The organism is Mesorhizobium sp. 43Arga (assembly GCF_053714255.1).
This window is the reverse complement of record NZ_JBSKBO010000006.1, coordinates 298605-321802: the sequence shown is the minus strand read 5'-3', so window position 1 is coordinate 321802 and position 23198 is coordinate 298605. Positions and strand designations below refer to the sequence as shown.

18 protein-coding genes are annotated in these 23198 nt (G+C 58.4%); 5 read left to right on the top strand and 13 right to left on the bottom strand.

What is annotated here, in order from left to right:
* Window positions 1–639: 639 nt before the first annotated feature.
* The 4 genes from ACWGS8_RS22320 to ACWGS8_RS22305 all read right to left on the bottom strand — a co-directional run bounded on the left by ACWGS8_RS22320 (window position 640) and on the right by ACWGS8_RS22305 (window position 3789).
* The gene (locus ACWGS8_RS22320) at window positions 640–1188 is read right to left on the bottom strand and encodes a histidine phosphatase family protein (protein ID WP_454582921.1); all 549 of its coding nucleotides are present in this window, start codon (window positions 1186–1188) and stop codon (window positions 640–642) included.
* A 104-nt stretch (window positions 1189–1292) separates the two neighbouring features.
* On the bottom strand, window positions 1293–1586 hold the full coding sequence (locus ACWGS8_RS22315; RefSeq protein WP_454582920.1) for a hypothetical protein: 294 nt from the start codon (window positions 1584–1586) through the stop codon (window positions 1293–1295).
* A gap of 240 nt (window positions 1587–1826) precedes the next feature.
* A complete protein-coding gene (locus ACWGS8_RS22310; RefSeq protein ID WP_454582919.1) occupies window positions 1827–2621 on the bottom strand; it encodes a class I SAM-dependent methyltransferase in 795 nt (264 codons plus the stop codon).
* A gap of 919 nt (window positions 2622–3540) precedes the next feature.
* Window positions 3541–3789 carry a hypothetical protein gene (locus ACWGS8_RS22305; protein WP_454582918.1) on the bottom strand — a complete coding sequence of 83 codons (249 nt, stop codon included), beginning with the start codon at window positions 3787–3789 and terminating at the stop codon, window positions 3541–3543.
* A gap of 267 nt (window positions 3790–4056) precedes the next feature.
* Here ACWGS8_RS22305 and ACWGS8_RS22300 point away from each other — a divergent pair, with 267 nt between their 5' ends.
* Window positions 4057–4374 carry a hypothetical protein gene (locus ACWGS8_RS22300; protein WP_454582917.1) on the top strand — a complete coding sequence of 106 codons (318 nt, stop codon included), beginning with the start codon at window positions 4057–4059 and terminating at the stop codon, window positions 4372–4374.
* Window positions 4375–4736: 362 nt separating this feature from the next.
* Here the strand turns inward: ACWGS8_RS22300 and ACWGS8_RS22295 are convergent, their stop codons facing one another.
* From ACWGS8_RS22295 to ACWGS8_RS22285, 3 genes are all read right to left on the bottom strand, one after another.
* Window positions 4737–5495 (bottom strand): hypothetical protein, encoded by a 759-nt coding sequence (locus ACWGS8_RS22295; RefSeq protein WP_454582916.1) that lies wholly within the window; start codon window positions 5493–5495, stop codon window positions 4737–4739.
* Window positions 5496–5561: 66 nt separating this feature from the next.
* Complete coding sequence (locus ACWGS8_RS22290) at window positions 5562–8240, bottom strand: AMP-binding protein (RefSeq protein WP_454582915.1); 2679 nt, start codon at window positions 8238–8240, stop codon at window positions 5562–5564.
* A 257-nt stretch (window positions 8241–8497) separates the two neighbouring features.
* Window positions 8498–9349 (bottom strand): FkbM family methyltransferase, encoded by an 852-nt coding sequence (locus ACWGS8_RS22285; RefSeq protein ID WP_454582914.1) that lies wholly within the window; start codon window positions 9347–9349, stop codon window positions 8498–8500.
* 344 nt (window positions 9350–9693) lie between these two features.
* Here ACWGS8_RS22285 and ACWGS8_RS22280 point away from each other — a divergent pair, with 344 nt between their 5' ends.
* Both ACWGS8_RS22280 and ACWGS8_RS22275 read left to right on the top strand, forming a co-directional pair.
* The gene (locus ACWGS8_RS22280) at window positions 9694–11019 is read left to right on the top strand and encodes an oligosaccharide flippase family protein (RefSeq protein ID WP_454582913.1); all 1326 of its coding nucleotides are present in this window, start codon (window positions 9694–9696) and stop codon (window positions 11017–11019) included.
* Window positions 11016–12020: a glycosyltransferase family 2 protein gene (locus ACWGS8_RS22275; protein WP_454582912.1), complete on the top strand. Its 1005-nt coding sequence runs from the start codon at window positions 11016–11018 to the stop codon at window positions 12018–12020. The genes ACWGS8_RS22280 and ACWGS8_RS22275 overlap by 4 nt, the downstream gene beginning before the upstream one ends.
* A 589-nt stretch (window positions 12021–12609) precedes the next feature.
* Here the strand turns inward: ACWGS8_RS22275 and ACWGS8_RS22270 are convergent.
* Window positions 12610–13569 carry an aldo/keto reductase gene (locus ACWGS8_RS22270; RefSeq protein WP_454582911.1) on the bottom strand — a complete coding sequence of 320 codons (960 nt, stop codon included), beginning with the start codon at window positions 13567–13569 and terminating at the stop codon, window positions 12610–12612.
* A gap of 298 nt (window positions 13570–13867) precedes the next feature.
* Between ACWGS8_RS22270 and ACWGS8_RS22265 the strand changes: the two genes are divergently transcribed.
* Entirely contained in the window at window positions 13868–14545 is a 678-nt protein-coding gene (locus tag ACWGS8_RS22265; protein ID WP_454582910.1) for an ATP-dependent DNA ligase, read from the top strand.
* Between the two features lie 247 nt (window positions 14546–14792).
* On the opposite strand, the gene ACWGS8_RS22260 is transcribed toward ACWGS8_RS22265, so the two are convergent.
* From ACWGS8_RS22260 to mprF, 5 genes are all read right to left on the bottom strand, one after another.
* A complete protein-coding gene (locus ACWGS8_RS22260; RefSeq protein WP_454582909.1) occupies window positions 14793–15206 on the bottom strand; it encodes a curlin in 414 nt (137 codons plus the stop codon).
* A gap of 172 nt (window positions 15207–15378) precedes the next feature.
* Entirely contained in the window at window positions 15379–15780 is a 402-nt protein-coding gene (csgH, locus tag ACWGS8_RS22255; RefSeq protein WP_454582908.1) for a curli-like amyloid fiber formation chaperone CsgH, read from the bottom strand.
* 68 nt (window positions 15781–15848) lie between these two features.
* On the bottom strand, window positions 15849–16286 hold the full coding sequence (locus tag ACWGS8_RS22250) for a curlin (protein WP_454582907.1): 438 nt from the start codon (window positions 16284–16286) through the stop codon (window positions 15849–15851).
* Between the two features lie 722 nt (window positions 16287–17008).
* On the bottom strand, window positions 17009–18367 hold the full coding sequence (locus ACWGS8_RS22245; protein ID WP_454582906.1) for a virulence factor family protein: 1359 nt from the start codon (window positions 18365–18367) through the stop codon (window positions 17009–17011).
* Between the two features lie 17 nt (window positions 18368–18384).
* Entirely contained in the window at window positions 18385–20973 is a 2589-nt protein-coding gene (mprF, locus tag ACWGS8_RS22240) for a bifunctional lysylphosphatidylglycerol flippase/synthetase MprF (RefSeq protein ID WP_454582905.1), read from the bottom strand.
* A gap of 1227 nt (window positions 20974–22200) precedes the next feature.
* Here mprF and ACWGS8_RS22235 point away from each other — a divergent pair.
* Window positions 22201–23184: a magnesium transporter CorA family protein gene (locus ACWGS8_RS22235; protein ID WP_454582904.1), complete on the top strand. Its 984-nt coding sequence runs from the start codon at window positions 22201–22203 to the stop codon at window positions 23182–23184.
* The last annotated feature ends 14 nt before the right edge of the window (window positions 23185–23198 follow it).

The window sequence follows — 23198 nt, the reverse complement described above, 5'->3', positions numbered from 1 at the left end:
GATCTTCAGGCCAAGGAGGAACGACTCGCCGAGGTGCGCGAGCGTGTCAAACGATTACGGGCGAAACCACGAACCTAGTAGGTCTTCTCGTCACATCGCCCCGATCCCGCAGGTTGCGGTTTAATGCGCGTGAAGAACTTCTCGTGGTTCAGTTGGCTGGGATCGATACCCTCACCAAGACGTTGTTTTCATTATACTTTTTCGGTAAAAAGGTAAAATTTGTATCACAATAGGTATCACACTATGTAGCACATTCTCAGCGAGCTGACAGACCGCAGGCGAGTGTCGGACCCGGGGCACGATCCTCGCACAATATCGACACCTCGGCGTCCTGCTACCCACTCCCTGCGCTGGGCTGAACGCTGATTATTCCACATGAAATTTGTGGGCCCGGGGCGTGTTAAAATTGTTGATTCTATAGAGTTTTTCGTGGGCCAAGATCAGAAATCTTCCCGCATTTTTCCGTATGGTCCCCTGATGCCATGAAGTCGATTTTAGCTAACCGAACATCTTCTTGTGAACATCCGCGACCCTTCGGAGCCATGTTCCAGAATGACTGCAATGGGCGGCAAGCGGTCTGTCGGGTTACTTGTTCATAGGCTTAGAAGCTGCCGTTTTGTCTCCAAGCAGACCCTCAACTTAATTGACGGCGTCATCACCGTCCAAGAGAGCTTGACGTTCGTGCGAGAACGACCAGAGGTCCGCCTCGTCTGCTTCGAGCACCCAGATGCTGTCGAAGTCATCATCGGGCCAAAGTTCTGGAGCGATCCCTGTGCCGCCGACCAGCGCAGCTGCCAGAACGGGAATGGACTCGTGTTGCCAGCTGACCAAGACCGGTGATTGGGCAGTGCGGATGGCATCCGCCGCGAACCGCTCTTGTCCCTTCGAATGAGTGACATCAGGTTCGAGGCCAAGCCGCCTTGCCAGTGGAGTGATGGTCTGGCTAGGCCGCTTGCTCCGACTGCCGGAATCGTCTCTTTTTATCGTGCCAGACGCAACAATCGATGCAGGTCTGCCCAGAGGTGGAGGCGGTTCGTAAAATAGTCGGCAAAGGCCTCCCGCGCGTTGCCAGCCGCGCACCGTCAGTGACGCGGGATCACTTTCGCCCTGCTCGGTGACCCCGACATCCGGCCCCATTGGGATCGGCTTTTCGGCATGACGAATGATCATTACGATCCTATTTGGCATCGTTCGCCTGCTTCACGTCAGCATCTGAACAAGTCGATGGTGTTCCTAGGATCGGCATAGCGGCATTCATTTGTTATCGGACTCCTGGACCAAAATTGCCGCTTCTAGCGCAGCGGAATGCCAAGGTAATCCTCCCGGCGTTTCACCTCGGCTTCACTCAAATACCCCATTCGGAGGCAGTTCGCGACTTCATATGGCTGACTTGGAGGAATGGAGAGCGTGGCGTTCAAGTCATCAAGGCACCCTTGCCGTAGTGTCTTGTCCACCAAGTGTTGCAACGTCGCTTCTTTTCCCTGCTGGTCCGATTCCCGTTCGCCGAGGACATAGTACCCAACCCCGACGATAGTGGCTGCGAAAGCGCCGGCTAGAAGCAGTCGCACTTGGGCGCTATTCGGCATTTGCCCTCCGCAGAAAAGCGCAGCCTAGGCCGCCGGGCTTGGTGAGGGTGGCTCCTTGCCGATGCATCCTCCGGCTGCCGCTTAACCCTCGATCCAGAACTGGTTGGCACTGATTGGCGTTGCCGATGGGGTCCGCGCGTTCGTGGGCCCAGTAGTGGTGGCAATCTTCGTCGCGGTTGGCAGCGGCCACGCAGGTGCTTCGAAGATGGTCGGTTGGCGCGCGGGACACCGTAAACCTCCTCACCGCTTGGACAGTCGCGCCACCAGGCCGCGAAAGCCGAATGGCAACCAAATCATTTGAATATCGATCTCATCCGACGCAAATGCGCTCCCGCAGAGGAAATCCCCAAGTCCTTTTAGATCAAACGTTTGCCTGGTTTCGGGACCAATGAATTGCAACCTCTTCATTGAAGAGCGATCTGTCGCATAGATCGACATTGTTCCGCCTGGACGCAGAACCCTGCGGGCTTCCGACAGCGCGGTTCCGGTCGGCGAGCAGAAGTAAATCACGTTGACGGCTAGAAGCTTGTCCATTGAGCCGCTTTCCACTGGCAGCCGCTCGAAGGTGCCTTGGATTAGTTTCAGCTTCCCGTCCTGAATTGCGGCTCGATTTCGCATTTGGGCCTGACGAAGCATGGTCGGCGACCGATCCACCCCTGTGATCGTACCGGCGTGCGCAAGTTTGGCCATTTTCTTGAGCGCCCAACCCGGCCCAAACCCTATTTCAAGCACGTCATCCTGCTCGTCGATGTCCAATCGTTCGATGGCGCGCCTGTTGGGCAGGTGATTTATCAGACCCATGACTGCCCCGGCTGCATGCCCGCACATGCCCTCCGGCATCGAAAATTGTTGCGCAATAAAGTTGTGCAGACCAATGGCGCCTATATCATCGATAGTCTCAACGACCGAGGGATGTGGTGGTTCCGGATGCCAGCAAGGTGTGCCTTGGAAAGCGAGGCCATCGTTTCCGCCGCATCTGTCAATCTGCGGAGCCAACGGTATTGCGTGCGATCCCTGGGCTTTTTCATCAAACATTCATTGTTGCCTTCTGTTGCGGACGATACCCCCGGGGATGCCAGTTCGAGGTGGCGGTGTCCCAAACGGACCCGGCACGAATTGCGGCAGCGGCCATCGTTGGAACACCGCGCAGGGCTACGATCGCCCAACAACGGTGTAGGTCGTCTCAATGGCCGGGGGAACACAGGGCCCATCAGCCGGGCCTGTCCGAGTGGAGGAAGAAACGACACCGTCGCAATACCGGTACCATTGAACCGTCCGCATCGCCTTAGGAAGCGCGAGCGCCAAAAAGCAAACGATCGCAACGATCGGCACCGCGATGACCGCAAGTGCCACGCCTGGAACACGGCGCACGCAATCCAGAAGGTTTCGGCGATCCTGTTGATGGAAATGACTCCAATTTCCCAGAAGCAATGAGGCATTTATGTTTCCCGCGCATTTCCGCTGGAATACATATTCGTAAGAAGCCCTAGAGGTTGGCGGATCGGATGGGGTATCGATCTCGCCAATCGAGCGCAGAGAGCTCAGGAAAGATGCGCTCGTATTCGCCTGGAAACGGAGAAAGTGTCGAGACGCAAACATTCAATCGGTGTGCCGACGAAGTCAGCGCGGGGAGCGCTCGGAAACGTTATGATTCCTCATCGCGTTTGGATATGGTGTCGGCGCCTCTCGCACGTCTCGCGGTGGCGGATCGATGGTGGGTTCTGACATTCCTTGTCGTGAAGACGGACAGGCGGCTTTTTCGCGTTTGGCTTCGATTTCGGTTCTTTGAACTTGGTTGGCATATCCAGTTAACCGGCTACCCCACACTCTCGTTCCCAGGAACGCAAAAACGGCCCGGAAGCCGAAGCCGCCGGGCCGTATGAGTTGGCAGTGGAGTTCAGTAGGCGCCGTTGTAGCCTTCAACGTCTACATGATGATGGCGATGAAGCGGTGTTCAGTTGTTACGATGATCCGCTCGTGGTGGCGGTGATGGCAGCGCCAGTTGCGCTCGCCGCAGGTCCAGATACATAAACGGATGTTCTATATCCCGATTTTCTGGCATGTCGAGCAGCGTGAAGCCGCACTTTTCATAAAATCCAATCGATTGGGTTTTTCGGTCCACAATTGCAATCCGGCATCCTACCATTGGGGCAAATTTGAGTTTTGGCGACGCATAGCGCGAAGTCGACCAGCGCTGATCCAAGTTTCTTGCCCGCATACTGGTCATCTATGGCAAGGTGCGCGCCCTTGCGGCGCTCAAATTCCCAAAAATCCGTAACGAAAATAAATTCGCTCGCAGCAGGTACCCGAGCACATTCGATGGAAATGCTGACTTTCGATACGAAAGGTGGGCGGATGGCCCTCCCCCTGGGGAGGGCTAACAGGTAGACCCGCTTTGGAACCACGCTCGAATCGCCATAGCATTTAGAATGTGCTTTGCTGCCCTTCTCAATAGGGAGGGCAGGGAGTCATGACTTCGAGTTATTGCGTTAGCTTTCGGATAGCGAACAAAACGATCAATGGGAAAAGCTACGACGACAGGCGGCAATCCGTGGTTGACGCCGCGCATGAAGGATTGGGCTATTGGGACGAAACCACGTCGTTCTTTCTTGTGGAGTCTTCCTTGAGTGCGTCCGGTCTAGCGAAAGCCGTGTCGGCCGGCCTGAGTGTCCAGGAGGACATGATCTTCGTATTCGACATTGGCGACCAATCGGCATCTTACTTTGGCGCACTAACGCATTTCGATGTCCTGCGTTCATTTTTCCCACTGCTGAAAAAAGTCCCGTGAACTTCCACGGGGACTTTTAGCCGTCGGGCTATCGCCATCACGATCAGCAATCATGCGCGCTTGATACCAATGATTTTGCGCCCCTTTTCTATTCTCCTTTGGGTTTGTCAATCAGATAATCGCCTGTCAAACGGCTTCCAAAACTGACCCCCCGATTGGAGTGCGCCCCTGCGCCATTCTGTTCCAACAAAAAAAGCAGCGCCCCGGGGGGGCAGGCAGCGGGCCAGTTTGGGGAGACTGTTGGGAGCAGTGCGCGGTAAAAACTCGGATTTCGCCTCGCGGTCCCCTCGGCTGAGAAATCAGCCGCGAACCACTTGGCGGAATGGCTGAGATCCAGAACATGATCGCTGACTGTGGCGAGATTATCGACGGGGGAGATTGTCGACATTTTGGAGATTATGTTCAAGGAAAAAGGCTTGCAGTGCCGGGGAGTTTCCAAGCGCGGTGTCACCTTGTTGTGAACCCCAGGCGTACGCATAGTCGAATGCGGGTGACGGAACCAGCTTATCCCAATGATCCACCATTGTCTGCATCTGGGATGTGGAGGGAACGACAAATTTACCACCCGTATCGGTGGTCCATTTGCCGCCCCCAAACGTCTGATAGACGGGAACGATCTGGCTGGTCGGGACGCCCGACGCCACAGCCGCCGCCACTGTTTTGTCGATCATGTTGTAGTCGACCGAACCAGTTTGCACCGGATACGCATCCACTCCGTAGTAGTCGATATGCGTGTTTGCAGGATTGAAGGTGTTTGAAAAATCCGGGTTCGCGGCAGACCCCATGTTCATCATGGTAATAAAGGACTTGACGCCGGGCAAGTTGGAATGGATCCAGTCGGATTCCGCTTTCAGATTTGAAGCGGTTGCATATCTTCCCCATTTGCCGGTGGGATCCGGCTCGTCGACAAGGAAGAAGCCAAATACCTTCGGATTGCCAATGAAGGGGGTGACTTTCTGGATGAAGGACGATGATGCCCCGTTAGCCTCGTCGAGCCAGACCAAGCCCTTCATCCCGGGTGGCAGTGCGTTGAGCTGCTCGACGGACGAAACGTCAACCAGATTGAACCCGGCTGTTGCGATTTCTGCTGCTGTTCCGCCTGATGCGTAATGGAGAGTCATCCGATTTCCTCTGTTTGACTCGACAACGACTAGGAAAGGTTACGATTGAACCAGAAATCCTCGCTTTCACTTGCCGCTCGCCAGGAAGGCGCGCTCTATCAATGGGCGGTTGTGACTGAGGTGGGGCTCAACGAGCATGTCCAGGTGTCCGCCGACGATCGGCACTACGTTCAGACCGGCAAAGAATTTGCTCCAGCCAAGATCTGGCGGAACGCCGGTACGTCGGCATCTGAACAAGGTGGCGACTATTGGCAGCGCGGTTTTCGGTTGCCCGACCCAGCGGCCGAACGCCCGCATCCGCAGGATTTCCTCAAGTTCGAGGCGTAAGATGAACCGTGTTCTGGCCAGGGTTTTCCATTTCAATCGATCAATGCCCCTGGCGAGCAGGGCCTCAGCACCCAGGTTGGCAAATATTTTCGCAATGGCACGTAGCATCATGCGATCCATGGTCACTCTATGTGTACGGATGCGCTGCGCGGTGCGGGCGAAAGTTTCACGGTAGTCGTGGCGCCAAGGTCCGATATTGGTGTCCAGGATTCCCAAGAACGTGACCGACCGACCCGCGGCAACAAGTTTGCTGGCAACATCGAAAGCGACGCCGCCGCCAAGCGAATAGCCGATGAGCTTCAAGTTGCCTTCAGGCTGGACCTGGCTGATTTGGGCGACAACAGCATCCACCATCCTGGGCATCGCCTCCTGTCCGCTCAGCAGGTCGTTCAGATCTTCGTAGCGCGCCGCAATAACCCTGGCGACATTGCTCATCTCCACCCCGAACGCCGCAAGACTTGGACCGTAACCGATCGATCCTGGCACAATGAACAAAATGGGCCGTGGATCTGAGGCTTCAACAAGCGGACCCCTTGCTGTTTCGTCGATAGATGCCGCCCTGACAATGTCGGCAAAACTCATGGCGACGGTGAACGCGTCCAAACTGAGGTCCCGTCCAAGGGCAGTCTCAAGTTCCATCACAAATTGCAACAGCTTCAGCGAGTCGCCACCGGCTTCATCCCAGCGGCTGCTCGCCACTGCCTTGCCCTGGAGTATTCTTTTCCAAACGGTTCCGACCGCTGCTTCGACAGCTTGGGAATCCGCCGGAAGCCCGGCGCTCGGAGCGTCGTGGCTTCCTTTTCGTTCGCGCAGAACGCAATCCAGCTGCCGTAAGCTGAGTCCATCGATCTTCCCGCCCTGGAGCCGTGGCATTTCGGCAAGACCATGCAGTCGTGTCGGATGGACCGCGGGGGGCAGCGCTTGTCTGATCAAGTCGCGCAATTCGGGGATAAGATTCCTGCCTGCGTGTTTGGTTGGAACGACAAAGGCCACCAGTTCATTCGTGTCCGATACGACCGCGACGGCATCCTGCACGTGGGGAGCGCGCCGCAAAACAAGTTCCAGTTCGGCCGGCTCGACCCGCCGTCCGTTGATCTTTATCTGACGCCCTTTGCGTCCAACGATCCACATCAGACCGGCATCGTCCACTTTGACGAGGTCGCCTGTTGCGAAGACGCGAATCCCCGGGTCGAACAAGCTCCCCGGAAGAGGAACATGTCTCCCGTCATCCCAATATCCAAGAGCGGTGTATCTGCTCCTGACCAGCAACTCGCCCTCAAATCCTGCAGCCGCCTCGCATCCGTTCCCGTCAACGACGGCGTATTCAATGCCGGGCAGGATGAAGCCGACCGGGACGGTCGGACCTTGCTCGCGATAATGTTTGGGCAAGAACCACTGCGTTCCGGTGGTCTCGGTCGACAGATAGCTTATCTGAATGAAGCACGATGCTGGAACAACGTCGCGGAGGCGGTCGATGTCGGACCACAGCACTCTTTCCCCGCCAACACGCACCATCCGCAGCGAAGAAAATGCGTCGGGCACCGAGTTGTTGAGCAACACACGCAGCAAGGCCGGTACGATGTAGGCGACAGTCACCTGCCATTTCTGGAAATGCTCGCGAACACCGCGAATGCCCGCACTCTCAATGTCCAGCAGGTACAACGCCGCGCCACAGAGCATCGGGGTCATCATCTCGCGGCATCCCGCGATGGTTGCAGGCCCGGTCAGTGGCATGAATACATCATCAGAACCGATATGGCCGGCGTTGACGTATTGTTGAACGCGCTGAAGGAGCGCGCGCTGGCTGTTTACAACGCCCTTCGGTGTTCCGGTGCTCCCCGATGTGTAGAGAACGATTGCCGGCGAATCGACGGACGCGTCCGATGACACGAGCGGGGATTTGTCAGGCGCCGTTTCGGTGAGAACGTGAGACGGATCGATCCATTGCAGCGGGATCGCATCCGGCCAGCCTTCCGGTTTGCCTTGACCGGCCATGACGATAGCCTTCAGGCGCGCGTCCGCGGCGATGGCAGCTAGGCGTGATAAAGGGTCCCTGGGATTGAGCGGTACGGCGGGCCTGCCGGCGTGCATGGCAGCCAGCATGACCACCGGGTGCCAGATCGCGTTGCCGAGAAGAAGTCCGACAGCCTCGCCGGGTGGAACCGCATCAGCGATTACGCAGGCTAGGTTCTGGACGACATGCAACAACGTCAAGAAAGTCAGCGACGTCATGCCATCACTGAGTGCGATCTTGCCCGCGTGCTTTTGGACAACCCGCTGCAGATGCTCGAACGTCGATATATCTGAAAAATTGTCGTTCATCCGTTCGAAAGGACGGTCTGTCGGGCCATTCATGTCGAGAGGTCGCGCCGATGCCTGTCGCCACATCAAATGGTCCAGGCCGCTACTGCGAATCATCGCAACGTCCTGCTCCTTCCTTTCCCCAGGGATGGACGGCAAGGCATGGAAAGGTGAGCCTTCAGAAGAGCGCCGACGCCGAAACGCTTCCAAAACTGCCCCCCTTTTGGCTGACCAGCTTTGCCGTGTCGTACGGGACCGCATTGGCCGCTGCATCGTTAGAACGAATGATGGCCGTACTGTCGTAAAGCGACCGTACAACCGTGCGTGGCTCCCTGCGGGTGATGCGTCATTGAGACGTCACAAACCTAAGACGTTCACGCTAGGCAAAAACCGGTCCGAGCGAGCGCGTCCGGCAGATCGGAGGCGCGAACAGCAATTAAGTTCTCGGTGAGTGGGCCCGCCCCTTGCACCGAAACCCGCTCCAGCTGTTTCTCCCTGACATGGAAGAGCTCGAATCCCCTGTCGATCAGGCGATCGTATAGTTCCGCTCGCGAACTGCCAGCTCGCCGCAAATTGGGCTCGGAATCTTCAATATATAGACATCGGCAATTGCGGAGTGTTTGCGCGGCGCCCCGGAGAAGGTCGCACTCAAATCCCTCAACATCAACTTTCAGTAAATCCACACGCCGTTCGCAGATGATGGAATCGAGCGTAGCGACCGGAACACGTAGCGCAGAGCCGCTTCGCGGCGAGGCTGCATAGGCAAAGTTCATGTCGTCGCTGCGAAAATTAGTAAAAAACAGCTCGCCGCATTCGCTGCCCACGGCGACATTGTGGATCTCGATGGGAAAACCATTGAGGCGGACGTTGCCTCGCAGGAAACCGCAGGTTCGCGGATGCGCTTCGATAGCGATGGTCCGTCCCGACGACGTAACACGCCGGGCGGCCACGAGGCTGAGCTGGCCCACATTTGCACCCACGTCGACAAACGTTTCGCCCGGCCGAAGGTAGCCTGCCACGAAATCAACGTCTTCGGAACGAAAATGCCGGTCCCGCCAAAGCCCTGCAGAGATAGCGCTGGGATAAAAGCGCATCCTGTAGCCAGCGGGGAAGTTGAAGGTAATCAGGCGACACAATCCGGTCGCCCACAGCACACGAGACAGCACAAACCTGAATTTATGCGGTTCCTCGCGGAGGCGGTCGCTAAAATCACGGAACTTGCGCACCAAACCTCTCCATTGTGCGATTGTGCGCGAACGCTGGTATGGCCAACATTTGGCACCACTTCGTCAAGGCTGTGTCGTCAGGACGGTCGAGCGAAGGGCGAAGCCGCGCAATATTGTCTCCACCTTGGCCGCTCCCGAGGGTCTTGTCATTGGCTACATCAAGATCTCGGAAAAATATGAATGAAATCACGGTAATACTGAAACTTCCGGATCGAAGGGACATCATGCGAATGAATGATTGTGAGGCTCGTCTCCGATTCTAAACTCTGGCGGAGCGGCAGGTCGTTTGCACAGCGCGATCGCACATGTTCCGAAGTGACTTCTGACGCCCTAGGACATTCACTATGGTCGCGAAAATGATGGCTGGCGCAACGCCGAGCCCGATCCGCAGCATTATTCGCATGGCGGGGGGCGTCTCGGCCATGGCCATCATTGGCCAGTTCACTCTGGTCGCGGCCATTCCTCTGCTGGCTCGCCTCTATTCGCCAGCCGATTTCGGTATTTTCACGATCTATCTTTCGATCGTAAATATTCTCGGCGCCATCGCGGCGCTTCGCTTCGAATCCTCGATCTACGTCGTTGAGGATAGGGCTCGAGGGCAGGTGGCCTTTAAGCTCATTCTCCTGGCTGTCTTCGCGACGACCGTTACGACCCTGGCAACAGGATATCTGCTGTTGCGCGTCGCGCCAGGACGGCTCAACCATCTTGTCTGGCTTGTTCCAATCGGGATGGCCGGCGCAGCCGTCGCCGAAGCGATGAACTGCTGGAGCCTCCGTTTTGGTTACGTGCGCGACTTCGCCATTGGACGCGTGATCCAACCGGCGACCATGGCATTGCTGCAATTGATCTTTGGCGTCGCCCACCTAGGAGGTGAGGCGATGGTCTATGCACATATCCTCAGCCAGGCAGTGCTCATACTGGTAATCGGCACCCGCATCCTGAGTTTGGACGATGCGTATGGCATCGTCCGAGCGCCGTGGCTGACAGTAATCGCCACCGCCAGACGAGAATACAAGTTTCCTATGTTTGACCTTCCCGCAGCCCTCGCGGCCTTCACAATCATCAACCTTCCCGCAATTCTCATTGGGTCGCTGTTTGGGGCCAATTTCGCAGGATTTTTCGGAGTCGCCGCGCGCATCGTGACTGCGCCAATCGCTTTGATTGCGAATCCCCTCGGCAATGTTTTTGTTGCCATAGCAAATGAAGGGCGCAACGATCGGAGTCTGCTCGGCAGCGCGCATGGCCTGCTGATTCTGGCGGCTGGTGTGATTGCCCTGCCGATATTGGGGCTTGGCCTTGCCGCCCCTTATCTTGTCGTTCCATTTTTGGGCGAACCTTGGATGGTTGCCGGACAGATCGTGAGCGCTCTCGCGTGCATGGGGGCGGCGCAGGCAATTGCGACACCGCTTCAAATGGTCCCGACCATCCTGCGGCGACAAGAGGTGCGGCTTCTGCTCGACGTCGCGCGGGCGTTGCTTATGTTTGGGCCGCTCGCGGTTGGTGTTCACGCCGGCTGGCAACCCTTGCACGTGATCTATCTGATGGCAGCCGGTGGCGCGGTCGGATTTGCTTTGAGCGCGGCCACCTCTCTCGTTCTCCTAACTCGGGACGCGCAATCAGCTGGAGCGTGCGCAACAACAAACCCACTTCAACGACCGAGAGCAGAATGAAGCCACCACAGCTAGGCCATTCTCAACCCGCTGATGTTAGGGGAAGCAGATTCATTTCGGTAGCCATTCCGACTTTCCGCCGGCCGGACACAGTTCGTCGGGCCATCGACAGCGTCTTACATCAGGACTTTTCGAACTGGGAGTTGGTCGTCAGCGACGACGAGGGGCCAGACGGACAGACTTGGGCCATAGTGACTGATTACGCACGGGCCGACCCTCGCATCCGCATTATTGAAAACCGCCGAGGTCGGGGACAGGTGGAAAATACCAATAACGTCATGCTCGCCTGCCGCGGAAGCTGGATCAAGTTATTGCACGACGACGATTGGCTGGCACCAAAGGCGCTTGGGACATTTGCAGACGTTGCCGAACAGTATCCCTCTGCCGCGTTCATAACCTGCGCTACAAATAGGGTCCAGGATGACCGGGTAAAATTCCGTTTGGCTCGTCACAAGCGGAAGCACATCGCAGTCTATTCGAGTGAGCAAACTCTGAAGGATCTTTATTTGGTCCGCACGACGCGTTCCCTTGGGATTATCCCATCGTCGTTGTTGATCAATCGTGACGTTGTCCAGAAGGGTTGTCTAATGCGGACATACAAGTCGATAACAACCGGGGTCGATCAACTCCTTTTTGTCGATCTTGCCTGCCATGGAGACATGATTGTGATCGAAGATGGCCTAGTCTTCTACGACGCGACGAACCATTCGAGCATCACCGCTTCTACAACGTTTTTCGACGTTGACCGGGAAACCATTGACCTCAAGCAGCTTACTTGGAGCTTGATTGAGGATAAAAATAGGCTTCCCCATCCGGAGACGGTAGCGCGCGCGCTGCAGGTTGCTCGTCTGCGTAGTCGATTCCGCTACCAGCCTTTGGGATCGACGATCCGCTCCGCAATGCAAATTTTTCATCCATCGGTCATGAGAGCGGTGAACCAAGATATCTTCGCCCGCGTCTCCGCAACCTTGCGTCGTCGGCTTCGACGGGCAAATTGGTGATTGCGGATTGCAAAACCCCCGCTCGGACGATGTCTAATCGCCCGCGCGGAACAGGCATGGGCTGCAGAATCTGGGGAAATCAAGCCCCATGAAGCTAATCTACAAACCCAGCATCTTCGTGACTGACAGCTAACGCGCAGGCGGCGCCGGTTGGTAACGCAAAACCAGTGCGATCCACCTTGGCACGCGTCTCTGCCTATGGATTATTGCGGAAGCACGGCGCGCCGGTAACCGTCGCGGCCTCGAGTTCGAAAGGGCCGTCGTCGGATTCGCTGTTGGGAAGTATGTAGGAAAAGGCGATCTGATCCGGGGATTGCAACATGGACGCGGTAGTCCGCTCGGTCATAGTTAACCGTTATGTCTGTCGATCTCCGAACGGTTATGAACCAGTTCTTCAGCATCGACCCCGCCACGAGCACTACGCGTCGCAAGCGGAAAAGCTGAAATCGCGTCAGGTTGAGCATCATTCCACTGTCAAGACGAATTCGATAAGGCAAATGTTCGCATCGCCATTCGGCCGGGTGCGCCACCAAAAGCTGTCAGCGATTTTGGGAACTCGCGTTGGAGAAACCCGGAGTTCGCCTGTCGATCAGTCTGTCACCCCCACTTCGAGCGCGGCAACGATGGAATCAAGCCGCTCCTGCGCCGGATGGCTCTTCAATCGCGACAGGTTGAAATCGAGATGCTCCTTCTGAAACATCGAGACCAGCGTGATCCCAGCCGAATTCGTGGCGAATGCGTAATCGGCGAGAAATGCGACAGCAATTTCAGCGGGAGTGCCACGGTAGCCAAGCTCCCCCAGGGCGTCCAGGATTTCCTTGTGCGCATTTATTCTCGCGACACTCCGGTCGAGGCCTGAGAATGTCCCGTGCGTTACAAACGTTTTGTGCGAGTGCGCGCGCTCTTTCAACTTCTCAAGGTTTGGCTCCAGCGGAGTATTGGTAATCTGGACGAATCGGTAAGGCAGCGATTCATCGAGAGCCGTCATCCCAGCCCCGAGGTCTCCCGCGACCGAAATGGCCCGGGCTTTCCCGTCCTGAACCACGCGCTCCACGGCCCGGATGATATCCTCGCGAACCAGCTCCTCGGCGGTCGGACGATGCAGTGCGAGGACATCGACATAATCCGTGCGAAGACGCCCCAGGCTCTCCTCGACACTTGATCTTATCAACTCCGCGGACAGCGGCACCTTGAATGGCGCGGGGCGCACTCTTGAAGCATATTGCTTAAGCGCCGGAACCTTTGCAACAGCGATCCGCGACAACGGCTTCAGCAGTCGCATGGTGGCGGAGGTCTTCGGCGGACGCATGCCAACCTTGGTGCAGACGCAAACGCGATCGCGCTTTCTGGATGCAAATTCGCCCCAGATCGATTCAGCCATCCCGTCGCCATATGAAGGCGCCACGTCGTACCAGGTTCCCCCTGCTTCGTACGCGCGTTCGAGCGTGTCTATGCCCTTGCGAACTCCGATGCGCGAACCAAGCGAAGCGCAGCCAAAACCGATACTTGATACTTTGGTGCCGATAGCTTCGACAAAGACCTGCTTCATCGGAAAGACTCGTTTTTCAAGACGGCATCAAACTGAGGATGTTCGAATACTCATTCTGTCTGTCTGTGACGGGATACACAAGACATGGCGCCCAGACGTTCGGGATGCCACCACACAGGTACGTTCTCGATCGAGGGCTGGACTTCGCCGATAGTCTGCCTTCTCGCCGGCGGCATGTCGATCGCAGAAGTCGCCCATTTGGCCGGATTTTCAAGCCAGAGCCATTTTACCATGAAGAAATACCGGGGTGTGACACCATCGCAGGCGCGAGCGAGTAACAGCCAAATATTCCGACCTGGTGAAAGAATCGGCGAACCTTGGCGCCGAGAGTGCGATCGTCGATGGCGAGATCATCGTGCTCAACGAAGCAGGACTGTCCGACTTCGGCGAGCTGCGGAAGGCGATTACGCGTCGCCAGCACGACCTCTATTTCGTCGCCTTCGATCTCCTGCATCTCAACGGCCACGATTTGCGCGACATGGCGCTTGAGGAGCGGCGCGAGATCCTGGCCAGCATGATCCAGCCTCGCGGCCGGATCCAGTTCAGTGAGCCCCTGCCGGGCGAGGCCAAGGCGATCTTTCACCTGCTCGATCGGGGCGGCCTCGAGGGGATGGTATCGAAGCGCCGCAACAGCAAATACCGCAGCGGCCCGTCGACCAACTGGCTGAAGGCGAAATGCTACTCGATCGACGAATACGAGCTCCTCGGTGTCGAGCGCGAGGTGGGCAAACCGGCCTTTGCCTTGATGGCCGACCGGAAGACGGGGCGTTATGTCGGCTCCGCTTTCATCAACTCCAGCCGTGCCATCCGCGAGCGGCTGTGGAAGCGGGTCCAGGAGCATGCCGGGCCGGCGCCGAAGGGCATGAAGCGGCCAGCGACCCAATGGGTGAAGCCCGGAATCATCGGGCGCGTGAAGCACTTGCGCGGCGAGGCGGATTTGCGGCACGCTTCGCTGCAGGATTTCAGAGAGGGATGAGCAAGCGGGGCAGGGATTTTCTCTACCATTGGATGGCGGATCATTTATGCGGATCGACGTCGAAGGCATGGCGTCGACCCTAGATGAGTGCCATCGGCATGTAGCGGATGATAACCTTGTCCTGCCGAAATCTTCGTTCGAGCTCGGCGCGGCGGTCGTGCCAGGCTGGATATCGAGGAAGTACCGACCAAGCGAGCCGCCGGCGACGAGCAACGGTTTATCTCCGGGTCCGAGCCTCCATCTTCCGCTACCAGCCGTAGCTGAAGGTGGCACTACCACCGCCATCGCCGCTCTGCACGACATTGGCATTGGTATTCCTGCCGAACTGGAAAATACCGTAAGCGTTGTCATTGCCGTTCTGCTGCAAGGTCGCGGAGTGGCCGTTACCCTCCTGCTGGATGATGCCCAGATTGCCGCGACCGTTCTGGCTAAGTCCGGCTGCGTTGCCATGTCCGGACTGACGGATGCTGGCACCGTGCAGGCCGCGATACAGCGAATAGAAGCGCAGTCCAGTCGCCAGGGCGCCAGCGTCGCGGGCGTTGGCTGGGGCAAATGTCACCGAAAGCAAGCCGCCCGCGTAAGCCGGCGCGGACAGCGCCGCCTGGCCGAAGCTGCCGGCAACCAAGGCGGCGGTAAGGGTCTTGAACATCTTGCGCGTCATATTGGTCTCCATTTCCGGCTGCCCCAGCCTATGGCCAACCTTCCCATGGCGTGGCTGAACCCACCCGGAATCCTTCGTTCAGCTGTCGTTCACTCATTTCTCCCGGCCGGGCGCACATAAAAAAGGGCGCCGAATGCCGACGCCCTTTTTTTTCACAAGCCTGGCGATGCGGTCAGGTCGCGCCCCCGACCCGCTCGGCACAGCTGATGTTCTTGCCATCGACTGTGACCTCGAGCGTGGCGTCGTAGACAGCGCCCTTCGCTTCCAGCGTGACAGCGCTAAGCTTCGCTGGCTTGCCATTCGCGGCGCTGAAGGCGCCGCCTTGCACGATATTGGTGCCGCCGGTCTGGCCGGCGCTTTCGACATGGAGCGAATAGATGCCGGTCACGTTTCTGTCGGCATGAGCGAGCGCCTCGAGCGAGACCATGCCGCCTTGCGGCGTGACGCGGATCTCGCAGCGAACCGGCCCGATGGACTGGTCGGCGGTGGCCATGGTCGCCAGCGCGCCGACCGGGACCAGGATGAGAGTGAGTGCCGTTATGATACGGCGGGGATGCTTGACGATGCGGAGCATGATTTGTCTCCTTGGCATTGGCTAGCCGCGGTCGCGGAGCTCTCCGCGACCGCCTGGCGCGCTGCCGATTACGGACAGGCCTGGACGAAGGCGGCGACATTGCCGCTGCCACCCTGGCTGACGTTGGCATCGCAGCCATGGCCCACCTGCACGCCGGCGGCGATGTTGCCGTTGCCATCCTGGGTCAGGATGGCGGTATGATTCGAGCCGAACTGCCCGACGCCGGCCACGTTGCGATTGCCGGTCTGGTACGTGGCACCGTAGTTGCCGGCGCCTTCCTGGCCGATGGCGGAAAGGTTGTGGCGGCCACGCTGCTGGCCGATCACCGTGTTGAAGCGACCGTCCTGGTAGACCCGGATGCGGTTTTTGAAGCCGTTCTGGGCGCCGCCAGCCGAGTTCGACCAGCCATATTGCTCGATGCTCACGTCGTTGGCCATGGCCGGGGCGGCGACAGTGATACCGACAAGAGCGGCGAGCGCGGTTGCGATGAAAGAATTACGGAACATGAGAGCGTCTCCTTTGGCGGGCGGGACCGCGAGTTGAACGGCTTCTTTTTAGAAGCTGCCGTTCGAACCCAAGCTGAAGGCACCATTCAGATGGAGTTCAGGAACGACTAAACGGAAGCGGTGCGGCGCTACGCCGGCCCGCCTCGTGTTGTGCGTCGGCATCAGGAAAGAGGCGATCGCCGCTTCAGCGACGAGCAATTGCGAGCGATCGCGCCGGGCAGCATAGTCGAGCAGCCCGCCACCACGGCGGGATGGAGATAGACGGAAGTCTGCAACTTCGATGCGCTTCGGTAAACGGCGAAACGGGCTTTCTGGTATCTGATCTGGCCGCGTGGCGTGCGTCTCCGCTTAATGAGCAAGCCTTGGGCGACTTTCACGGAACGGCAGTCATGCTGCTGGCTAAGCTTCGTAGTACGGGACACTTCGACCGGAATGGCCTAGATGCGCTTTCGATTTGCCGCGCTATGTACGAGGCGATTGTGGGGACTTCAGTGTGGCAAATGCAATTTCTAAGGCTGTTTGTTAGTACTAACGCCGTTCTTTTGGCGATTGCACTTTTCCTGGTGGTCCTGGGACTATCGGGCCTCTTTCGTTCTACCGTCGCGACTACTTCCTACATCCCTCGAGCTATAGGGTTGGTGCGTGTGTGTCGGGAGCAGTTCGTCATGTTACGTCGGGGCCCAGCTGTTTTGCCGCCAAATTGGGCCGCCGTTCACCGCGCACTAAATTCGCGGTTTCATGCGGGCAAGGAGAATCTTGGCGAGCGCGGGGTAGTCTTCGTCGAAGTGATGGCCGCCCTTCATCTTCAGCGTCTGCATTCCCGCCAGCGTGGGATCGGTGCAGGCCGTGTCATCCTCGTCCTCGCCATAAACGCACAGCAGGCGCTCGCGCGGAATGGTGGCAATCGCGGGCGCGACGAAATGGTCGCCTCCACCACCGAGCCAGGTACCAACGGTCACCTGGAAGGTAATCGTTTTCTGGGTGGCGAGGAGTCCGACAAACCGGATGCGATCCTTTATCCGCTTCGGCAGCAAGGTCCAGGCAAACGGAAAGACATCGGCGCCGAATGAATAACCGTAGACCGCGACAGGCATTTTGCCCGAGGGATCGGCGCGGTCGATGATGGATACGGTATCATTGGCGATTTGCCGTGGCGTGCGCTCCGCCCAGAAGTAGCGAAGCGAATCGATGCCCACCACATGAACGCCGTGTCTGCTCATCTCATCGCCGATCACCTTGTCGAGGTCGCGCCAGCCGCCGTCGCCTGAAAAGAACAGCACGAGGGAATCTGGCGTCGAACTGGCGGGGATATCGATGGTCGGTAGATCATTTGACGACGCATCGCTCGCGGCGATCGACGCCACGGCGTCAACCGCCGCGTCAAGGCGGTCAGACACGCTGTCGACAACAATCGCCCTTGCCCGCATCACATTGTCGGACGATTGCGTGGAAATATCCGCAAGCGGGTCGGCCGAAACCAGTGTTGCAGGGGAATGCAATTGCGCGTCGAGGGCATAGTCGAAGCCGCCCGCCGGATCCGGCGTCGGTGTTGCGCCACCCGGGCATGTTGGCAGTGGCGTAACCAGGTTGCGCGCTGGTTCGAGCGCGACTGCGCCGGCCAGTGTCGCCGCCGGTGCATCGGCCAACGCCGCATAAGCGAGCGTGCCTCCTTCGCCGATACCCGCCACGACCGGATGAAAATAGCTGCTGCCGCCGACGGCACGGATGGCCGCCTTGGACAGCGCCTCCAGATCGGACCCCAGATACATACACGCGCCATCGGCCGCACTCAGCGCCTTGCGATATTTTTCGAGGTCGACCGGCAGCACGATCAAGCGCTTGCTGACCAGGGCCGCCGCCAGATCGATGTCACGCTGACCAATGCCGCCTTTTTGCGAGAACAGGATGACCAGCCCCACCGGATCCTGTTGCGGCAGTTGAACGGGAATATCGACCAGCCGCTCGGCGGAAACGCGGATCTGATGCGGGACGGCCCATGTCCGGTTGAAATACAGCGCGAGGCCAAGGCCGGCAGCGATGACCAGAGCCAACAGAGCCAGCATCGCGCGGCTCTTCGTCATCTGCGCAAAATATGCAATCATTTCCGGACGAGTTCCAACGGATTGCCGCTGATCAAGGTGGTGACATCGAGCAAGGAGCGTACGGTGTCCAGTCCAGGAGGACATACGAAATAATGCGGGGTCCAGACGGGATCGAACTTGTCCTTGAAAGCCTTGAGCCCGTCGAAGCGATAAAAGGTCCGGCCACGCCGGTAGAGAAAGGACCCGAACCGGTTCCAGCGGGAAGCGAGCCGACCCGCGGACAATCCCGAAAGCGGCGCCGCGCCCAGATTGAACCTGCGATAACCCTGCGACTTGCCATGCAGAAGCAGTTTGGTCAGCAGCGCGTCCATGACGATCTTGGGCGCATCGGGCGCATGGCGCATCAGGTCCACGGTCAGTTCGCTTTTGTCGGCGCTCCCCCACATGTTGGCGAAAGCGATGATGCGGCCCTGCCAGCGAAAGACGGCCATATCGAATCTGCTGACGTAGTCATCTTCGAAATAGCCTAGTGAAAAACCCTTCTCGCCGCTCGATTTCATCTGGAGCCAGGCATCCGACACGTCTCGCAATTCGCCAAGAAGCGGTCTCACATCGGCGGCTTTGACGATCTCGAAAAGCAGGCCGTCCTTCTCGGCGCGTCGGTCGGCGTAGCGCAGCGGCTGGCGGCGCGGGCCGTCGAGGTTGAAGGCCGTCAAGTCGACGCGCGCGACCTCGCCGAGCTTCAGCGCGACGAGGCCCATGTCCAGATACATGGGCAATTGGTCGGGCTCCACACCGTAAAAGGCGGTGCGGGCCGCGGAACGGTCGGCCAGGTCGTGAAAGGCCCAGGCGAGCTTGGTGTCGCCCTCGACGGGGCCGATCGGCCCGCCGAGCGCGATAAGGCTGCCCCCCGAGCGGGCATACATGATGAAACCGCGACCGTCCGGCGACATCAGGAATTGCTTGTCGCCGAGCATTGCCAGGGCCGCATGGGTCACGTTCGAGGAGGCGACGATCGCGCTCACGGCCGGGGGTATTTCTTTCCGTTGCTTGCAGTCGATGGCCTTCCGATTGATGGCCGTGTGGAGCGCGGCCGCTGCTGTAACGATCAGGATCACGATACTGGCGCGCAGGAAGCGCGGGGCGTCGCCATCGATGGCGAACTGCCAGAACAGTTGATTGGAATAGTCGACATCGCGATAACTGAAAAATCCAAGCCATATCGAGATCGCGACAATGCTGATCACGCTGGCGAGCCAGCCCCATGACAGCGTTCCGATGCCCTCAATCGGGCGGCGATAGAAAGCCTTGCGGAAGCTTATCAGGACTGTCGACAGGATCAGAAGGACGGCTGCATCCTCCCAATCGAGGCCCTTGCCGATCGAAAAGGCGGCTCCCAGGATGAACAGGATGAGCGACGCCGCCCATGCCTGCTGAAGCCGCCGCGCCAGGCCACGCGCAAGGATCAACATTGCGATGCCGGCGAAGCTGGCCGCGAGGTGCGAGACCTCTATGAATGGCAACGGCAGCAGGTCGGACAGGGAATCGAGGCGATCGGCCACACCTGGAATGGAACTCGAGAACAACAGCATTATCCCGCCCAGGAAGGTCGCGCCGGCGGCAATCGGTGGGACGAGAGGCTCCAGGACGCGTCCTGCATGGAGCACCCGCTGCGACACTTCGGCGTGCCGCGCGTAAATCTCGAACGCCAGGACACCGATGACGGCAACCAGAAAGGGCAAGAGGGTAAAGATGATCCGGAATACAAGCAGGGCTGCCACTGCATCCGGATTGTTGCCGAGGCCAAGGCCGGCGATCATGGCGGCCTCGAAGGCGCCGAGCCCGCCCGGAGCGTGGCTGGCGATGCCGATGATGGTCGCCACGACAAAGACAAGCGCAAAGACCGCCGGGCCGGTGGTGATCGTCTCAGGCATCAACACGTAAAGCGTCCCGGCGGCGGCGCAGATGTCCACCAGGCCGGCGACGATCTGTGTCAGCGCGCCGCGCGAATCGGGCAGTTTGATGGAGAATTTTCCCACCGTCAGCGTGCGTTCGCCGCGTGACAGCCACACGACCAGCAAACCAACCGAAAGGATCATGGCGATGCCGAGCGTCAGGCCCAGGCGAGGATCAAGCTGGTCGACAAACGGTGTACGAGCCGGGTCGAGGACCAGGGCAAGAGCGATCATCACGGTGAAGGCGAACCAGATCGACAGCCAGGAGGTGGCGATGATTCGACCGATATCGGACAAGGCAATGCCTTCGCCGGCATAGATGCGATAGCGCAGCATCCCGCCTGTCAGCAGCGAAAAGCCGAGCGCGTTGGAGATGGCGTAGCCGGCAGCGCCGACGCATGCCGACAACAGCTTGGGGACGCGGCCCGGCGCGATCGTCTCCACAGCCACGACATCGTAAAAGGCGACGGCGGCAAAACTCAAAAGTGTAAGTGCAAGCGCGATCAGAAGGTGTTTGCCAGGGATGTTACGCGCCGACTGCAACACATGGTCGAGCGAAAGGTCATTCAAAAATCGCTGCAGCACCGCCACGGTGACTACAGCGATGACCACGCCTGCGACGGGCATGGCAAAATGCTGGTAGCGTCCCCAGAAGCCGAACATCTGCTGCCGCGCATCGCGCGTGGTCATCGGATCGGCTATGGGATCCAGGTGGCTCGGATTGGGAAATTCAGGCTTCGGAATCATACTGCTCAAAAGTCCTCGGGCCGTCGGAACGGGCGGCTATCCAAGCCAATAAGGGTTTTTCAAGATTGATGCTCGCCAGGGCCAGACGCGTTTGCTGGCAAGGCCCGCCTTCGACGGCGAGACTATTCCGGTATTCGTCAATCCCGAGAGCCCATGGCACAACGGGCGCTTCCTAGCTTCCTCGCCTAACGTTCTTGTTGCTTTTGTGTCCCCAACGCCGGCTGCAATATCGATAATGTCGATGACGGCGTTCGCCGGGGCATTTACAGCACTACGACGACAGCACTACGACGGATGAACGACCCTATAGCTCGTCTCAATGGTGGGAGGAACCGGGGACCTTGCAGTTGGGGCTTTTCGAGTGACATCGCCATGACGGTGTAGCCGACGAAGCGTCCGGGTGGCCACAAGAAGCGCGAGTGCCGAAAAACAAACGATCACAACGATCGGTATCGCCACGATTGCAAGCGCACCGCCTAGAACCAGCGCGAACGCAATTCGAAAAGTTTCAGCGACCCTGTTCATTGAAACGACTCCATCCCCAAAACCATGGACCATTGAAATTTCCCGCACATTGCCGCTGCAATAAATATTCGTAAGGTCCCTTTCGACGCATCTTGCCTTTGGTGCCAATTGGCTTCGATAGCCTTGTGACGTGCTGGAAATTTGGCGAGAAACTCGATCAGGTGGACGCCGACTAATAGCCTTCGGGCATCTTTTCCCGATGCGTGCGCTATCATTCATCAGATGGGTGGGTTTTCTGGATGACGGATAATTACGGCCATCGTCTCGACAGGCCGCTCTCGAGCCGAACCCTCTGAGTCCTATTAAGTTTCGGGCAGGATGGCGCCGCCGAAAGGAATGTTCCGCAGGAGTCTCGCACGATGTTCAGGCTCGGTAGGCGAACGGATACGTGAAAGACAGTGCTGGCTTCCTGCTGGGCTATATCGCGTCGACGGTTGGTGTGGCAGCGAGCATGAACCACCCGCTAGCAAGGGCCTGCTAACCACCTTGAATGCGCGGCGGTCTTCTCCATATCCAACTAAGTGCGCAAAAGCGTTCGCAGAGGCGCCACGGCATGGAGAACTCACCTCGCGAGAGCGTTTCGCGGCGCAGCGGACACGAGCCAGTGATCGCGTCTGGAGTAAAAACGTGCGCCAGCAGTGACCGGTGACTCGCGAAAAGGGCTTCACTGTCATGTTGACCTCCTATCGACCAGGCGATCCGTCAGAGTCTCAAGGTGAAACCATCTGGTGGGATCTTTGTGACCCACAACCGGGTGAGATCGCCACGGTTCAGGCAGCGACAGGCATGGACGTGCCGAGTCGTGGCAATCTCAGCGAGATCGAAACTTCGAGCCGGCTCAAGACCCGCAATGGCGTGCTATCTATGAGCGTGCCTACGGTGACGCACGTCGAGGGCACTGGTCCCGAGATTGCTCCGATAGGTTTCATCCTGTCGCCTCAGCACCTGATCACCGTTCGCTTCGCCGCTTCGCCGGCCTTCGACGCAGTGGCTGCCAGGTTCCATCGTTCTGCGGAACCGCCGAGCTCGAGTCTCGAGGTGTTTGTCGATCTGTGCGACGAACTTATCGACCGCCTTGCCGACGGCTTGGAGGAGGTGGCGACTGAATTGCGCTCTCTCTCGATGACGGCTTTCCACGTGCCCGAAGGCCAGGGGCGTAAGGCGGTGCGATCCAACAAGCTTATTCGAGCCCGCCTTCGGCAACTCGGCCGGCTAGGCGACTACCTTTCTGAGAAGCGCGACGCCCTCCTGGCCTTGGGTCGTGCTGTCGATTTCGCGTGTCACCTGACCGTTGACTGGGCAGACGGGCAAATGCAGCCGCGTATGGCGGCTCTAAAGACGGACATTGTGTCCCTGGATGATTATGAGGTTCACCTGTCCGACAAGGTGCAATTTCTGCTCGACGCCATGGTCGGCCTGATCGGGATCGCCCAGAATGATATTTTCAAGATTCTGACGATTGTATCAATCGTTGGTATTCCGCCAACTCTGATCGCGGGCATCTACGGCATGAATTTCAAGTTCATGCCTGAATATGACTGGACATACGGCTATCCCTACGGACTGGCGTTGATCGCCGTAAGCGCGATCGCACCGATCGTGTGGTTCAAGTGGCGCGGCTGGTTCTAAGGATGATCGACGAT